The sequence below is a fragment of the Streptomyces sp. Mut1 genome (genome assembly GCF_030719295.1).
Classification (GTDB): Bacteria; Actinomycetota; Actinomycetes; order Streptomycetales; family Streptomycetaceae; genus Streptomyces; species Streptomyces castrisilvae.
Genome location: NZ_CP120997.1, coordinates 2,269,649 through 2,284,617, shown reverse-complemented (window position 1 = coordinate 2,284,617; position 14,969 = coordinate 2,269,649). Strand labels below are relative to the sequence as shown.

Below are 14,969 nucleotides of genomic sequence, written 5' to 3'. Positions count from 1 at the left end.
ACCCAGCACCACATGCCTGAGCGAGAGACACCGTGCACATCCCCAAAGCGGAACTTCACCTCCACATCGAGGGAACCCTCGAACCCGAACTGGCCTTCGCGCTCGCCGCGCGCAACGGTGTGACCCTGCCCCACGCGGACACCGAGGCCCTGCGCACCGCCTACCTCTTCGAGGACCTCCAGAGCTTCCTGGACCTCTACTACGCGCTGATGGCGGTGCTGCGGACCGAGGACGACTTCACCGAGCTCGCCGACGCCTACCTCACCCGCGCCGCCGCCCAGGGCGTGCGTCACGCGGAGATCTTCTTCGACCCGCAGGCGCACACGGCACGCGGCGTGCCCATCGGGACCGTCGTGGAGGGCCTGGGCCGGGCGCTGGAGCGCAGCGAGGAGAAGCACGGCGTCTCCACCCAGCTGATCATGTGCTTCCTGCGCGACCAGTCCGCCGAATCGGCCCTGGAGACCCTGGAGGCGGCCAAGCCGCACCTGCACCAGATCAGCGCCGTCGGCCTGGACTCCGCCGAGGCCGGCCACCCGCCCGCGAAGTTCCGCGAGGTGTACGAGGCGGCCGGGGCGCTCGGGCTGCGCAAGGTCGCCCACGCGGGGGAGGAAGGGCCGCCCGCCTACATCCGCGAGGCGCTCGACGTCCTGGGCGTGGAGCGCATCGATCACGGACTGCGCTGCCTGGAGGACCCCGACCTCGTGAAGCGGCTGGTCGCCGACCGCGTCCCGCTCACCCTGTGCCCGCTGTCCAACGTACGGCTGCGGGCCGTCGACACCCTGGAGCAGCACCCGCTGCCCGCCATGATGGACGCCGGGCTGCTCTGCACGGTCAACTCCGACGACCCCGCCTACTTCGGCGGGTACGTCGCGGACACCTTCCACGCCGTGCACGAGGCACTCGGCCTGGACCACGAGCAGCTGCGCACCCTGGCGCGCAACTCCTTCGAGGCGGCCTTCCTCGACCACGACGAGGAGCGCAGGGCGCGCTACCTGTCCGAGGTCGAGGCGTACGCGTTCGACTGACCGCCGTCCTCCGGGCCGGCCGTCCGGAACGCGCTCCTGCCCAGCCGCCTGCGGCGCAGGGCCGGGACGCTGATCTCCGTGACGGCCTGCTCGGGCGCGCCCACCTTCGGCACCGCGCCGGGCACCGCACCCGTGGTGACCGCGAGCAGGGCCACCGGTGCGCCACCCCTGCGCCGCACCGAACCCGGCACCAGCGGCCGGCCACCGGTGTGCAGCGCCACGGCCGTCACCGGAGCCGCGACCAGCAGGGTCGCCGCGCCCAGGATCAGCCCCATCACCGGATATCCGGCCTCCTCGGACAGCACACTGCCGAGCACCGGGCCGCAGGCCACGCCGACCGATGAGGCCGAGCCCGCAAGGACCGCCCACCGGCCGCGCACGTCGAGCGAGGCGGCGAGGCCGATCAGGTACGACAGGACCACCGGGTAGACGGTGTTCCACAGGATCTCGCCGGTCGCGAAGGAGCGGAGGCTCCCCGCCGACGAGCTGAGCACGATGCTCCCCGCGATGACCGCCGTGCCCACTCCGATCGGCACCGCCCGCCCGAACCTGGAGCCGAGCATCCCGGCGCCCATCACGCCGAGCAGACCGGCGCCGAGGGCGGCGGCGAACACCGCGCCTATGGCCACCTCGGACAGCCCGACCTGGACCACGCCGATCCGGCTGCTGACGCCCCACAGCGCGTTCTGCGCCATCGACCAGACGAGCATGCCGCCCGCGAGCACCAGACCGGAGCGGCGGTGCGGCAGCCGGCCGGCCGCGGGGACGGCCGGTCCCGCCGGGACGGAGCCGCCGAGCCGGGAAGTCGCCGGCCAGACGAGCAGCGCGACCAGGGCGATCGAGGCGAACGGCAGCCGGTGGCCGCCGCCCAGGTGCGGGATCGTCAGGTACAGGGCGCCCGCGGTCGCCGACACGCTCAGCAGCCCCAGGGACGAGGTGCGGTGCGGGTCGCGCTGGGCGGCGATGCCGGCCGCCGCGACGGCGGTCGCCGTACCGGAGCCGAAGCCGCCGACCGCCGCGCCGGCGACCACGAGCGGTACCGACCCGGCCAGCGCCGCGCAGCTGTACCCCGCTACGCAAAGGATCAGTCCGGCCCGTGCCGGTCCGCACGGCCCGTACCTCTCCACGCGCCCGGCCAGGGCGAAGCCGGCGGCGGCCGAACTCAGCAGCAGGGCGCTGCCGACCAGCCCCGCCTGGGCGGTGCTGAGGCCGAGGTGGACGGAGAGACGTCCCACGATGGTGGGGAGGAGATAGGAGGCGAGGTAACCGGCGGTGAACACGGCTACCAGGGGCCACGCGGCGCGGGGGCGCGAGGACATGGGCGTTCCTGAAGGGCATGCCTGAGAAGGCAGAGGGGGGGTGAGGGGTGAGGCGAAGAGGGTGATGCGAAGAGAGGCAATGCGAAGAGGGGTGATGCGTAAATACGATGAAATCGGCGCTTCCGTCGGGTACGTCGCCAACGGTGCTCGCGGGCCAATTTGTATCAAGTGCTCCCGGCGCGCCGAAAGCCGACGTGATGTGATGTGGATCACGTTTGTGTTTATGGCGTGCGCGGCTGGGTAGCTGCGCGTATTTACGCAGGTCAGTGCCGGTGAACAGGAGTCCGGCGTGCACACGGCCCACGCCACCGGAAATCGGGCACACTGGCCGCAACCGCCACGACCGGGGAGTGCAAGGTGAGCGCTGACGTACCCGACATCGACCCGCTCGACGGGCTGCGCGCACCGCAGGACCCCGACTGCGACGTCTTCCTCACCGGTACGGTCTTCCTCGACATCGTCTTCACCGGCCTGGACACCGCCCCCGTGCGCGGCACCGAGTCCTGGGCGCGCGGCATGGGCTCCAGCCCCGGCGGCGTCGCCAACATGGCCACGGCCCTGTCCCGACTCGGCCTGCACACCTCGCTGGCCGCCGCGTTCGGCGACGACCACTACGGCGAGTACTGCTGGGACGCGCTCGAACAGGGCGAGGGCATCGACCTCTCGCGGTCGCACACGGTCCGCGGCTGGCACTCCCCGGTGACCGTCTCGATGGCGTACGAGGGCGAGCGGACGATGGTCTCGCACGGCCACGAGGCCCCGGCCCTGCCCACCACCGCGTCCCCGGAGGCCCCCGCCTTCCCCCGCTGCCCGCCCAGGGCACGCGCCGCCGTCACCTCGCTCGTCCCCGGCCGCAGCGAGCCCTGGGTCGCCGAGGCCGCCCGCCAGGGGGCCCTGATCTTCGGCGACGTCGGCTGGGACGACACCGGGCGCTGGGACCTGGACGCCCTGAGCGGCCTGGAGCACTGCCACGCCTTCCTGCCCAACGCCGAGGAGGCGATGCGCTACACCCGTACCGGCTGCCCCCGCGCCGCCGCGCACGCACTGGCCGAACGCGTACCGCTCGCCGTCGTCACCCTCGGCTCCGAGGGCGCCTACGCGGTCGACGCGGCCACCGGCACCGCCGCCGAGGTCCCCGCCATCGAGGTCGAGGCGCTGGACCCGACCGGGGCGGGCGACGTCTTCGTGGCGGGCTTCGTCACCGGGACCCTGGCCGGCTGGCCCCTCGCCGACCGCCTCGCCTTCGCCGGACTGACCGCGGCCCTCTCGGTCCAGGAGTTCGGCGGTTCGCTGTCGGCCCCCGGCTGGGCGGAGATCGCCGCCTGGTGGCAGCAGGTGCGCACCTGCGCCGGCCAGGACCCGGCCGCGCTCCAGCGCTACGCCTTCCTCCAGGACCTGCTGCCGGCCGCTGCCCGCCCCTGGCCGCTGCGCCGGGCCGTACCCACGATCGGCTTCCGCTCGTAACCTCCCCGACAGCTACCGCCCGTGAAAACCCCTGGTGTTGTCGGTGCGGAGTCGTAGGCTTGGTGCAGAAGAGGTTTTCGAGCAGCGAGAACCCTGCAACGGGAGGTATGCGCAGGCCCGAGGGCCGGCCCATGACTCAGTCACCCACACAGCCGCAGGCGCGTGCCCACATCAGCATCCCGGCCGCTCACCCCATGGTGATGCTGCTCGGAGCGGGCGACTCGCTGCTGCGCGTGATCGAAGCGGCGTTCCCGGCGGCCGACATCCACGTCCGGGGCAATGACATAAGCGCAACGGGAGACGCGGCGGACATCGCCCTGATCCAGCGCCTGTTCGACGAGATGGTGCTGGTGCTCCGCACCGGTCAGCCGATGACGGAGGACGCTGTGGAACGGTCGATCGCGATGCTCAAGGCCAGTGACAACGGCCAGGCGGACGGGGCCGAGACCCCGGCCGAGGTGCTCACCCAGAACATCCTCTCCAGCCGCGGCCGCACCATCCGCCCCAAGACGCTCAACCAGAAGCGGTACGTCGACGCGATCGACAAGCACACGATCGTCTTCGGCATCGGCCCCGCCGGTACGGGCAAGACCTACCTCGCCATGGCCAAGGCGGTCCAGGCCCTTCAGTCCAAGCAGGTCAGCCGGATCATCCTGACCCGTCCGGCCGTCGAGGCGGGCGAGCGGCTCGGTTTCCTGCCCGGCACGCTCTTCGAGAAGATCGACCCGTATCTGCGCCCGCTCTACGACGCCCTGCACGACATGCTCGACCCCGACTCGATCCCGCGTCTGATGGCGGCGGGCACGATCGAGGTCGCACCGCTGGCGTACATGCGGGGACGGACCCTGAATGACGCCTTCATCATCCTGGACGAGGCGCAGAACACCAGCGCCGAGCAGATGAAGATGTTCCTGACCCGCCTCGGCTTCGACTCGAAGATCGTCGTCACCGGTGACGTCACCCAGGTCGACCTGCCGAGCGGCACCAAGAGCGGTCTGCGCCAGGTGCAGGAGATCCTGGAGGGCATCGACGACGTGCACTTCTCCCGGCTCACCTCCCAGGATGTCGTCCGGCACAAGCTGGTCGGCCGTATCGTCGACGCGTACGAGAAGTACGACAGCAAGGGCGATCAGGACGGCAACGGCAAGGGCCGGGGCCGCCACAACGGGAAGCAGTAGCAGCGCACCATGTCGATCGACGTCAACAACGAGTCCGGAACCGAGGTCGACGAGCAGGCGATCCTCGACATCGCCCGCTACGCGCTCGCGCGCATGCGGATCCACCCGCTCTCCGAACTCTCGGTGATCGTGGTGGACGGCGCCGCCATGGAGCAGCTGCACATCCAGTGGATGGACCTGCCGGGCCCGACGGATGTCATGTCCTTCCCGATGGACGAGCTGCGTCCGCCGGCCAAGGACGACGAGGAGCCCCCGCAGGGGCTCCTCGGTGACATCGTGCTCTGCCCCGAGGTCGCCAAGCGGCAGGGCGAGGAAGCCGAGACGCAGCACTCCATGGACGAGGAGCTCCAGCTCCTCACCGTCCACGGAGTGCTGCACCTGCTGGGCTACGACCACGAGGAGCCGGACGAGAAGGCCGAGATGTTCGGCCTCCAGGCGGCCATCGTGGACGGCTGGCGCGGTGAGCACGGGCTGACCGGCCCGTCCCCCGCCCCGACCCTCTCGTGAGCCTGCCCCTGATCTCCGGCGTCGTCCTGCTGGTCGTCGTCGGCTGGCTCGCGGCCTGCGCGGAGGCCGGTATCGCCCGCACGTCGAGCTTCCGGGCCGCCGAGGCGGTCCGCTCGGGCCGGCGCGGCAGCGGCAAGCTGGAACAGGTCGCGGCCGATCCGACGCGCTATCTCAACATGGCCCTGCTGGTGCGGGTCGCCTGCGAGATGGCCGCCGGGGTGCTCGTCACGTACGCCTGTCTGAAGGAGTTCCCGGAGACCTGGGAGGCGCTGGCCGTCGCCATCGGCGTGATGGTCCTCGTCTCCTACGTCGCGATCGGCGTCTCCCCGCGCACCATCGGCCGTCAGCATCCGCTGAACACGGCCACCGCCGCGGCGTACGTCCTGCTGCCGCTGGCCAGGGTCATGGGCCCCGTCCCGCAGCTGCTGATCCTCATCGGCAACGCGCTGACCCCCGGCAAGGGGTTCCGCAAGGGCCCGTTCGCCAGCGAGGCCGAGCTGCGGGCCATGGTGGACCTCGCCGAGCAGGAGTCGCTGATCGAGGACGAGGAGCGCCGCATGGTGCACTCCGTCTTCGAGCTCGGCGACACCCTCGTGCGCGAGGTGATGGTGCCCCGCACCGACCTGGTCTGCATCGAGCGCTACAAGACGATCCGCCAGGCGCTCACCCTCGCGCTGCGGTCCGGATTCTCGCGGATCCCGGTCACCGGCGAGAACGAGGACGACATCGTCGGCATCGTCTACCTCAAGGACCTGGTCCGCAAGACGCACATCAACCGGGAGTCGGAGGCCGATCCGGTCTCCACGGCGATGCGCCCCGCCGCGTTCGTGCCCGACACGAAGAACGCCGGTGACCTGCTGCGCGAGATGCAGCAGGAGCGCAGCCACGTCGCCGTCGTCATCGACGAGTACGGCGGCACGGCGGGCATCGTCACCATCGAGGACATCCTGGAGGAGATCGTCGGCGAGATCACCGACGAGTACGACCGCGAACTGCCGCCCGTCCAGGCGCTGGAGAACGGCTGCTTCCGGGTGACCGCCCGGCTCGACATCGGCGACCTCGGTGACCTGTTCGGGCTCGACGAGTACGACGACGAGGACGTGGAGACGGTCGGCGGGCTCCTGGCCAAGGCGCTGGGGCGGGTTCCGATCGCCGGCGCCTTCTCGGAGGTCGAACTCCCCGACGGGCGGCGGCTGCGGCTGACGGCCGAATCCCCGGCGGGCCGGCGGAACAAGATCGTCACGGTGCTGGTGGAGCCGGTGGCTTCCGAGGAGGAGGACGTCCCGGAATGACACCGCAGCAGCTGAGGGCCTTCTGCCTGAGCTTCAACGCGAGCGCCGAGGAGTTCCCGTTCGGCCCGGAGGCGTCCGTCTTCAAGGTGGTCGGCAAGATGTTCGCGCTGAGCTCGCTGGACGCACGGCCGCTGACGGTGAACCTCAAGTGCGACCCGGACGACGCCGTGCGGCTCCGCGAGGAGTACGAGGCGGTGGTGCCCGGGTGGCACATGAACAAGCGGCACTGGAACACCGTCACCGTGTCCGGACTGCCCGACGCGAAGCTGCGCGAGCTGATCGAGGACAGCTACGACCTGGTGGTGGCCGGCCTCCCGAAGGCGGAGCGGCTGCGGCTGGACCGGCCGTAGGGCCCGGCCGGCTCCCGCGTGCCCGGGTCGGCGCCGGGCTTCGTATGCTCGGCACATGACTGAGAGCACCGACCTCGGCGCCGAGGACCGCAAGATCGTCACCCTCGCGCGCAGCGCCCGCGCCCGCAACGGTGTGCCGGAGGGCGCGGCCGTACGGGACGAGACCGGACGCACGTATGTGGCGGGGACCGTCGAGCTGGAGTCGCTGAAGCTCAGCGCGCTGCGGACGGCCGTCGCGATGGCGGTGGCCAGCGGGGCGACGTCCCTGGAGGCCGCCGCGGTCGTCTCCGACGCCGAGACCCCCTCCGACGAGGACCGGGCCGCCGTACGGGACCTGGGCGGGGCCGACACGCCCGTGCTGCTGGCCGGGCCGGACGGGCAGCTGCGGCTCAGCGTCACGGCCGGCTGACCTTCTCGCGTACCGGCGCCCCGCCTCCCGCGTGTGGGAGGCGGGGCGCCGGTACGAGCGGATCTTGACAGCATCTGATGGCCCATCAGTCGGCGCCGGACGATTCCATTGACTTCTCTCCGGCCGGAGTCATCAATGGCCCCCTGCCCGGCGCGGACGAGCCGTCGCGCCGGATTCCGCGGGAGGGGGCTCCATGCGTCCAGCCAGCCGACGTACCGGCATCCGAAGAACCGACGAGCGACGAGCCGACGAGCGAAGAGCCGGTGCGGGAAGAACCGGCGTGCGAGCGTCCGATGCCGGGTGGTCCGGCGCGGGGTGGTCCGGAGACCGGCGGTCCGGCGGCCGGTGGCTCGGAGATCGGCGGTCCGGCGGCCGGGTGGGTCGCCGCCGGGGCCGGCGCTGGGCCGCCGTGCTGGGGGCCGGGGCGCTCGTCGTCGCCGGGGGAGGGCTGCTCGCCGGGCCGGCGCAGGCCATGGCGACGGCCTCGGTCGCGGTGGACTTCCCGACCCACTGCATTCCGCCCGCCATCGCGGGCATCCCGCCGATCGACGGGACGACCTCGGCCGAGATCACCGTCGACAACGCCGCCCCGAAGGTCGGCGACACCGTCACGGTGACGTACACCGTCGTCGAAGCCGCCGCGAGCAACCCGGTCGACCTCGCGCTGCCCGCCGACATCATGACGCCGACCGGCAAGGTCTTTGTCGCGGGTGCGCAGTCCGGGGACATCACGGTGGCGGGCCCGAAGAAGAACGAGCCGGTGCCCGGCAAGGGGGCGTTCCCGTCGTTCTCGATGAGTGGCACCTTCACGGTCACCGCCCCCGGCGAGATCACGCTCTCGCCCGGCGACTACAACATCCACACCGGCTACATCATGGAGCTGGACACGCCCTGCACGGTCACCGATCCGCCTGCCCCCGTCTCTCAGACGATCATCGCCTCCGGCGGCGGCCAGGTCGACGAACGGTCCATCCGGCTCGGCGCGGCCTCCGGGAAGGCCGGCGACCCCGTCACCGTGACCGGGACCGGCTTCACCGCGGGCGCCCCGGTCACGCTCGCCGGCCGCGCCGGGGACGCGCGGACCGGCGACACCGCGACGGCCGAGGCGGACGGCTCGGGCTCCTTCAGCGGGCAGCTCACCGTCAACGACCCCGCCACCACCGGCATCGTCGCCTACGAGGGCGCCGCCTGGGACCCCGACAAGGGCGCCGGGCCGCAGCCCTACACCGTCACCCAGGGCGGCGGTGAGACGCCGGACGGCAGCCAGCGGCTGACCTCCTCCGTCCAGGCGGGCACCCTCTCCATGACCCAGGCCGGGGACTCGGTCGCCCTGTCCGCGGTCGACTTCGGGCAGGGCGGCGCCTCCAGGGGCGCACTGAACACGGTGATCGTCAAGGACTTCCGCGGCGGCCCCGCGGGCTGGTCCCTGACCGGCAAGGTCACCGACTTCACGGGACCGGGCGGGGCCGCCATCGGCGCCTCGGCGCTCGGCTGGGACCCGGTCTGCGAGACGAAGTCCGGCAGCCCCAGCACCTGTGCGGCCGGGTCGAAGGGAACGGTCGGCGGCGCGGGAGCCACCCTGGCGTCCACGCCGGACGGCACGCTCACCGGAGGCGAGTTCACCGTGGACGCCCGGCTGGCGCTGGACGTACCGGCCTTCACCGCCCCCGGCGCGTACACCGGGGTGCTCACCCTCACCCTCACCTGAGCGCCCCTCGGGTGTGTCCCGTGATCAACCGGTGGGCCGGGCGCGCACCCGGCCGGCCCATCCCGCCCGAGCGTGCACCCTGGGGGCCCGCACCGTGCGTTCCAAGCTGTCCGTCCTTCTGTCGGCCCTGCTGACCGGGGCCCTGATCCTGCTCGGCGCCCCTGCCGCCGGCGCCGCCGACAACGGCAGTTGGTCGGTCTTCCCGGCCACCGCCGACGCGGGCGGGCGCCCGTACTTCTATCTGTCGGCCGACCCCGGCGCCACCCTCACCGACCGGGTGACCGTCACCAACAAGACCGGCACACCGCTCACCTTCCGGCTGTACGCGGCCGACGCCTACAACACCGCGCGCGACGGCGGCTTCGCGGTCCGCTCACGCGCCGAGAAGCAGCGTGCCGTCGGGGCCTGGGCGACGGCGGGCCGCGACCGGGTCACCGTGAAGCCGCACGGCTCGGTCACCGTGCCCGTCACCATCCGCGTCCCCGAGGACGCCGAGCCGGGCGACCACCCCGGCGCTCTCGTCGCCCTGGACGAGCGCATCGACCCGGCCGACGCGGGCGCCGTCGCCGTGGGCATCCAGAAGGCCGTCGGCGCCCGGATCTATCTGCGGGTCAACGGCCCGACGATGCCCGCGCTCTCCGTGGACGACGTGAAGGTCGAGCACACCCAGCCCCTGGTCCCGGGCACCGGCACGTCCCGGGCCGTCATCTCGTACACCCTGCGCAACCGGGGCAACGTCACGCTCGACCCCGAGGTCGCCCTCAAGGCCAAGGGGCTCTTCGGCCGCACCCTGCTCGCCCGGGACCTCAAGCACGTCCCCTCGGAGCTGCTGCCGCACCAGGCGGTCCGGCTCACCGAGGAGTGGGCGGGCGCGCCGCAGCTGGAGTGGGGCGAGATCACCCTCACCGCGACCGCCCGCGAGACCCGCGAGTCCGCCTCCGCCTCGTACTTCGCCCTGCCCTGGCTGGTCGCCGGGGTGCTCGTGGCCCTGCTCGCCGGGGGCGCGGCGCTGTGGACACGGGCCCGGCGCAGACGCCGCCGCGCCGCGTGAAGCGGGGCCCCGGGGGCCGTGGCGGGCGCCTCGGTGCCCCGAGGTCCCCGCGATCGGGGACAATGGGCGCCATGAGCGCTCGACCGAACCCTGAAGCCGCTGCGCGGCAGGCTGAGAACACCGACCCCCACCGGGCCGGTTTCGCCTGCTTCGTGGGACGTCCCAACGCGGGCAAGTCCACCCTGACGAACGCTCTGGTCGGCCGGAAGGTGGCCATCACGTCCAACCGGCCGCAGACGACCCGGCACACCGTGCGCGGGATCGTGCACCGGCCGGACGCCCAGCTGATCCTGGTCGACACCCCCGGCCTCCACAAGCCGCGCACCCTGCTGGGCGAGCGGCTCAACGACATCGTGCGCACCACCTGGGCCGAGGTCGACGTCATCGGCTTCTGCCTGCCCGCCGACCAGAAGCTCGGCCCCGGCGACAAGTACATCGTCAAGGAACTCGCGGGCATCAAGAAGACCCCCAAGATCGCGATCATCACCAAGACCGACCTGGTCGAATCCAAGCAGCTCGCCGAACAACTGCTGGCCGTCTCCCGGCTCGGCGAGGAGCTCGGCTTCGAGTGGGCGGAGATCATCCCGGTCTCGGCCGTCAAGGACCGCCAGGTCGAACTGCTGGCCGACCTGATCGCCCCCCTCCTGCCCGAGGGCCCGCCGCTCTACCCCGAGGGCGACCTAACCGACGAGCCCGAGATGGTCATGGTCGCGGAGCTGATCCGCGAGGCCGCGCTCGAAGGCGTACGCGACGAGCTGCCGCACTCCATCGCGGTCGTCGTCGAGGAGATGCTGCCGCGCGAGGACCGGCCGGCGGACAAGCCGCTGCTGGACATCCACGCCAACGTCTACATCGAGCGCCCCAGCCAGAAGGGCATCATCATCGGCCCCAAGGGCAAGCGGCTGAAGGACGTCGGCACCAAGTCCCGCAAGCACATCGAGGCCCTCCTCGGCACACCCGTCTTCCTCGACCTGCACGTGAAGGTCGCCAAGGACTGGCAGCGCGACCCGAAGCAGTTGCGGAAGCTGGGGTTCTGAAGCACCCCCGCCTCAGCCCCGCTCGCCTCGGATCCGCCCCCGCCTCAGCCCCGCCCGCTCGCGCCCGTCCCTCTCACGCGCCCTCCTTCAGGACGCGTGAGATCAGGGCGCGCTGGGCGTCGGTGAGGCGTGGGTCCGCGCAGTGCACGGTCCGGCCGTCGACCGTTATCCGGTAGCTGAAGCCGTCCGGGACCCCTCGGGGCGCGGTGTCCTGGCCCTCGGCCAGCGCCGAGCCCGCCAGGGCCTCCCACTCCTTGGCGTCGGCCAGTTGGGAGGTGTCGATCTCGCGGTGGCGCGCGATACCGGCGAAGCCGCCGGTCCTGCTCACCTGAATCCGCATGTGCTGTCCTTCCACGCCGGACGGGCCGGTCGGTGTGCGTGCCTAACTGGTCGGAACGCCCACCTCCGACCAGGCCTTGAGGACCGCCTCGACCTCGTCGCCGTCCCCGAAGCGGTCACGGGCCGCCGCCACGGTCAGGCGGGCGAAGTCCGCGAAGTCCGCGTCCACCGCCAGTTCACCACCTGTGAGCACATCGAACCAGAGCTGGCCCGCCCGCTCCCAGGAACTGCCGCCGAGCGCGGTCGCCAGGAGGTAGAAGGCGCGGTTGGGAATGCCGGAGTTGAGGTGCACCCCGCCGTTGTCGTCGCCGGTGCGGATGTAGTCGTCCATGGAGGCCGGCTGCGGGTCCTTGCCGAGCACGTCGTCGTCGTAGGCGGTGCCGGGCGCCTTCATCGAGCGCAGCGCCACGCCCTGGACCCGGGGCGCCAGCAGCCCCTCGCCGATCAGCCAGTCCGCCTGCTCGGCGGTCTGCCCCAGCGAGTACTGCTTGACGAGGGAGCCGAAGACGTCCGAGACCGATTCGTTGAGCGCGCCGGACTGGCCGTAGTAGCTGAGGTTGGCCGTGTACTGCGTGAGGCCGTGCGCCAGTTCGTGGGCGATCACGTCGATGGCGACGGTGAAGTCGAGGAAGATCTCGCCGTCCCCGTCACCGAAGACCATCTGCTCGCCGTCGAAGAAGGCGTTGTTGTACTTCTCGTCGTAGTGGACGGAGCCGATGAGCGGCAGGCCGTGGCCGTCGATCGAGCGGCGGCCGTAGGCGCTGAGCAGCAGTTCGAAGGTGGCGCCGAGGCCCGCGTACGCGCGGTTGACGCTGGCGTCGGACGTGGGGTCCTCGCCCTCGGCGCGGACCTTGGTACCCGGCAGATCCGTGCCGTGGCGGCAGTCGTAGAGCGTGCGGTCGGGTGTGGTTGACCCGTCGTCGTCCGGCTCGGGTGCGGCGGTTGGCCTGGCGACGGTGGTCATCTGCCGCCGGGTGCGCCGGGCGGCGTCGGACTGCAAGGTGCGGCGGGCCGGGTCCGCGAGGACGGGGTCCTCGGACTGGGAGAGCTTGTCGAGGAGGTGGGGCGGAACAATGGTGCAGAAGACGGGGTGAAACCCCTGCTGGATTTGAGGCTGCATACACACGACTGTGGCAGTGCGTAAGCGCAATGTCACTGGTTGCAACCGGGATTGACGAAATAGAGTGATTGATCACTGTTGGGTGTTTCAGCCGCTCGATCCCGCATACTGATACGGCACCGACGTCTCGGGCGCCCCTCGGCTAGTCTCGACGCATCATGCGTTTCGGGCTGCTTCTTCTTAGCTGCCGCGGCGAGGGCCTGTAGTCGTAGGCCGACCCCCTCCCCGCGGAGTCTGGTGTTGCAGTGACACAGTCGGCCGTCCCGTAGAAGGACCCCGAGGAGCCCTACGCCATGACCGCAGTGAATCCCGCGCAGACCCCCGCCTCGGACGCCGTCGGCCGTCCCACGCCCGTCACCAACGCCACGGGCCTCCAGAAGCCGTCCGGGATGCCGGTCCACAAGTACGGCCGCTACGAGGCCGTGGACATCCCGGACCGCACCTGGCCCGAGAAGCGGATCACCAAGGCGCCGCGCTGGCTCTCCACCGACCTGCGCGACGGCAACCAGGCGCTGATCGACCCGATGTCGCCGGCCCGCAAGCGCGAGATGTTCGACCTGCTCGTACGCATGGGCTACAAGGAGATCGAGGTCGGCTTCCCGTCCTCGGGCGAGACCGACTTCGCCTTCGTCCGCTCCATCATCGAAGAGGGTGCGATCCCCGAGGACGTGACGATCTCCGTCCTGACGCAGGCCCGCGAGGAACTGATCGAGCGGACCGTCGAATCGCTGGTCGGGGCCCACCGCGCCACCGTCCACCTGTACAACGCGACCGCCCCCACCTTCCGCCGCGTGGTCTTCCGCGGCAGCCGGGACGAGGTCAAGCAGATCGCCGTGGACGGCACCCGGCTGGTCAGGGAGTACGCCGAGAAGATCCTGGGCGACGAGACGATCTTCGGCTACCAGTACAGCCCCGAGATCTTCACCGACACCGAGCTGGACTTCGCCCTGGAGGTCTGCGAGGCGGTCTGTGACGTCTGGCAGCCCGAGGAGGGCCGCGAGATCATCCTCAACCTGCCCGCCACCGTGGAGCGTTCGACGCCTTCCACGCACGCGGACCGGTTCGAGTGGATGTCGCGCAACCTGTCGCGCCGCGAGTTCGTCTGCCTGTCCGTCCACCCGCACAACGACCGCGGGACCGCCGTTGCCGCCGCCGAACTGGCCCTGATGGCCGGGGCGGACCGGGTCGAGGGCTGCCTGTTCGGCCAGGGCGAGCGCACCGGCAACGTCGACCTGGTGACGCTGGGCATGAACCTGTTCTCGCAGGGCGTCGACCCGCAGATCGACTTCTCGCAGATCGACGAGATCCGCCGCACCAGCGAGTACTGCAACCAGATGGAGGTCCACCCGCGCCACCCCTACGCGGGCGACCTGGTCTACACCGCCTTCTCCGGCTCCCACCAGGACGCCATCAAGAAGGGCTTCGACGCCATGGAGGCCGACGCGGCTGCCCGGGGCAAGACGGTGGACGACATCGAGTGGGCGGTCCCGTACCTGCCGATCGACCCCAAGGACGTCGGCCGCTCCTACGAGGCGGTCATCCGGGTCAACTCGCAGTCCGGCAAGGGCGGTATCGCCTACGTCCTGAAGAACGACCACAAGCTGGACCTGCCGCGCCGGATGCAGATCGAGTTCTCCCGGATCATTCAGGCCAAGACAGACGCCGAGGGCGGCGAGGTCACGCCGACGCAGATCTGGAGCGTGTTCCAGGACGAGTACCTGCCCAACCCGGACAACGCGTGGGGCCGGGTGCAGATCCGCTCCGGCCAGAGCACGACCGGTTCCGACGGCCGCGACACGATCACCGTCGAGGCGACCGTCGACGGCGCGGACACCGTGCTGACCGGCACCGGCAACGGCCCGATCTCCGCGTTCTTCGAAGCGCTGCAGGCCATCGGCATCGACGCCCGGCTGCTGGACTACACCGAGCACACCATGAGCGAGGGCGCGAGCGCGCAGGCCGCCTCGTACATCGAGTGCGTCATCGACGGAAAGGTTCTGTGGGGCATCGGCATCGACGCCAACACCACCCGTGCCTCCCTGAAGGCGGTCGTCTCGGCGGTCAACCGCGCCACCCGCTGATCCGGCGCCCGAAAGGGCCGGAGTCGTACGGTCCGTGAACCCCGCCCACCCGCTCTTCGGGGGGCGGGGTTCAGCCATCTCCGGACGGT

14 protein-coding genes are annotated in these 14,969 nt (G+C 71.4%); 11 read left to right on the top strand and 3 right to left on the bottom strand.

The features are described from left to right. Positions 1–32: 32 nt before the first annotated feature. Positions 33–1,025 (top strand): adenosine deaminase, encoded by a 993-nt coding sequence (locus tag P8A18_RS09785; protein ID WP_306053480.1) that lies wholly within the window; start codon positions 33–35, stop codon positions 1,023–1,025. On the opposite strand, the gene P8A18_RS09780 is transcribed toward P8A18_RS09785, so the two are convergent. After that, complete coding sequence (locus P8A18_RS09780; protein WP_306053479.1) at positions 989–2,344, bottom strand: MFS transporter; 1,356 nt, start codon at positions 2,342–2,344, stop codon at positions 989–991. The genes P8A18_RS09785 and P8A18_RS09780 overlap by 37 nt on opposite strands. A 357-nt stretch (positions 2,345–2,701) precedes the next feature. Here P8A18_RS09780 and P8A18_RS09775 point away from each other — a divergent pair, with 357 nt between their 5' ends. From P8A18_RS09775 to era, 9 genes are all read left to right on the top strand, one after another. Further along, entirely contained in the window at positions 2,702–3,808 is a 1,107-nt protein-coding gene (locus P8A18_RS09775) for a PfkB family carbohydrate kinase (protein WP_306053478.1), read from the top strand. A 131-nt stretch (positions 3,809–3,939) separates the two neighbouring features. After that, positions 3,940–4,986 (top strand): PhoH family protein, encoded by a 1,047-nt coding sequence (locus P8A18_RS09770; RefSeq protein WP_306053477.1) that lies wholly within the window; start codon positions 3,940–3,942, stop codon positions 4,984–4,986. 9 nt (positions 4,987–4,995) lie between these two features. After that, complete coding sequence (ybeY, locus tag P8A18_RS09765) at positions 4,996–5,493, top strand: rRNA maturation RNase YbeY (RefSeq protein WP_018551655.1); 498 nt, start codon at positions 4,996–4,998, stop codon at positions 5,491–5,493. Further along, positions 5,490–6,785 (top strand): hemolysin family protein, encoded by a 1,296-nt coding sequence (locus P8A18_RS09760; protein WP_306053476.1) that lies wholly within the window; start codon positions 5,490–5,492, stop codon positions 6,783–6,785. Before ybeY ends, P8A18_RS09760 begins: the two co-directional genes overlap by 4 nt. Beyond that, positions 6,782–7,135 (top strand): MmcQ/YjbR family DNA-binding protein, encoded by a 354-nt coding sequence (locus P8A18_RS09755; protein ID WP_306053475.1) that lies wholly within the window; start codon positions 6,782–6,784, stop codon positions 7,133–7,135. The genes P8A18_RS09760 and P8A18_RS09755 overlap by 4 nt, the downstream gene beginning before the upstream one ends. A 55-nt stretch (positions 7,136–7,190) precedes the next feature. Continuing rightward, a complete protein-coding gene (locus tag P8A18_RS09750) occupies positions 7,191–7,544 on the top strand; it encodes a cytidine deaminase (RefSeq protein ID WP_306053474.1) in 354 nt (117 codons plus the stop codon). A gap of 376 nt (positions 7,545–7,920) precedes the next feature. After that, entirely contained in the window at positions 7,921–9,252 is a 1,332-nt protein-coding gene (locus P8A18_RS09745) for a beta-xylosidase (protein ID WP_306053473.1), read from the top strand. A 94-nt stretch (positions 9,253–9,346) separates the two neighbouring features. Continuing rightward, positions 9,347–10,303: a WxL protein peptidoglycan domain-containing protein gene (locus P8A18_RS09740; RefSeq protein WP_371933654.1), complete on the top strand. Its 957-nt coding sequence runs from the start codon at positions 9,347–9,349 to the stop codon at positions 10,301–10,303. Positions 10,304–10,365: 62 nt separating this feature from the next. Continuing rightward, complete coding sequence (era, locus tag P8A18_RS09735) at positions 10,366–11,340, top strand: GTPase Era (protein ID WP_371933653.1); 975 nt, start codon at positions 10,366–10,368, stop codon at positions 11,338–11,340. A 73-nt stretch (positions 11,341–11,413) separates the two neighbouring features. On the opposite strand, the gene P8A18_RS09730 is transcribed toward era, so the two are convergent. Beyond that, a complete protein-coding gene (locus P8A18_RS09730; RefSeq protein WP_306053470.1) occupies positions 11,414–11,680 on the bottom strand; it encodes a protealysin inhibitor emfourin in 267 nt (88 codons plus the stop codon). Positions 11,681–11,722: 42 nt separating this feature from the next. Then, a complete protein-coding gene (locus P8A18_RS09725) occupies positions 11,723–12,799 on the bottom strand; it encodes a M4 family metallopeptidase (RefSeq protein ID WP_306053469.1) in 1,077 nt (358 codons plus the stop codon). 293 nt (positions 12,800–13,092) lie between these two features. On the opposite strand from P8A18_RS09725, the gene leuA reads away from it, so the two are divergent. After that, complete coding sequence (gene leuA, locus P8A18_RS09720) at positions 13,093–14,880, top strand: 2-isopropylmalate synthase (protein ID WP_306053468.1); 1,788 nt, start codon at positions 13,093–13,095, stop codon at positions 14,878–14,880. Positions 14,881–14,969 lie beyond the last annotated feature (89 nt).